Here is a 1,124-nt window from a genome sequence, read left to right as displayed (position 1 = left end):
CCAGATGTAGCTCCGTCTCGTGGGCTCGGAGATGTGTATAAGAGACAGCCCGAGGGAGGGCCGCCTCCCCGAGTGCGGCCTGGGAACGCCAGGCCTCGGAACAGGAGAGAGCCATGAAAGCAGCCGTCGTCACTCGTCTCGGTGAGCCGCTCGAGATCCGTGACCTTCCCGTCCCCGTTCCCGGCCGCGGGCAGGTCCTCGTCCGCATCGAGGCCAGCGGGCTCTGCCACACCGACATCCACGCCGCGCGCGGCGACTGGCCCGTGCCGCCCACGATCCCGCTCGTGCCCGGCCACGAGGGCGTCGGCACCGTGTGCGCGCTCGGCCCCGGCGTCGACGACCTGGCCGAGGGGGACCGCGTCGCGATCCCGTGGCTCGGCCACGCCTGTGGGCGCTGCCGCTCCTGCATCGCCGGCCACGAGACCTACTGCGTCGCGCCGCAGTACACCGGCTACACGGTCGACGGCGCGTACGCCGAGTTCGCCGTCGGCTGGGCCAGCCACGTCGTGCGCGTGCCCGACGCGGTCTCCTCGCTCGATGCCGCACCCCTGACCTGCGCCGGTGTGACGACGTACGCCGCGCTCAGGGCGGCCCGCCCCCAGCCGGCCGAGACCGTCATGGTCGTCGGCATCGGCGGACTCGGACACCTCGGTCTCCAGTACGGCACCGTCTTCGGGTGCCGCACCGTCGCCGTCGACGTCGACGATGCCAAGCTCGACCTCGCCAAGCAGCTCGGGGCGGACCACGTCGTCGACGCCCGCGCCGGTCAGGCGGAGCAGGTGGCGCAGCTGGCGCAGGGAGGTGGCGCCGACATCGCGCTGGTCACCGTGCCCTCGCCGGCGGCGATGGCTGCGGCCCACGCCTGCCTCAACCCGCGGGGTCGTCTCGTCATCGTCGGCCTGCCGCACGACAACACGCTGCGGCTGCCCGTCTTCGAGACGGTGCTGCGCGGCATCAGCGTCCACGGCTCGCTCGTCGGCACCCGCAACGACCTGGCCGACGTCTTCAGCCTGCACGCCGACGGACGCACCCGCGTCGTGGCCCAGACGCGCCGGCTCGAGGACGTCAACGCCTGCTTCGAGGAGGTCTGTCTCTTATACACATCTGACGCTGCCGACGACGGA

1 protein-coding gene is annotated in these 1,124 nt (G+C 72.3%); it reads left to right on the top strand.

The window, feature by feature from the left end:
• Positions 1-113: 113 nt before the first annotated feature.
• Positions 114-1,124 (top strand): zinc-dependent alcohol dehydrogenase (locus ACR9ZK_RS21575; RefSeq protein WP_481344011.1); only part of this gene is annotated, 1,011 nt, incomplete at its 3' end.

The sequence above is a fragment of the Monashia sp. HAY1-5C genome, assembly GCF_056755255.1.
This window is presented reverse-complemented; position numbering and strand designations above follow the sequence as displayed.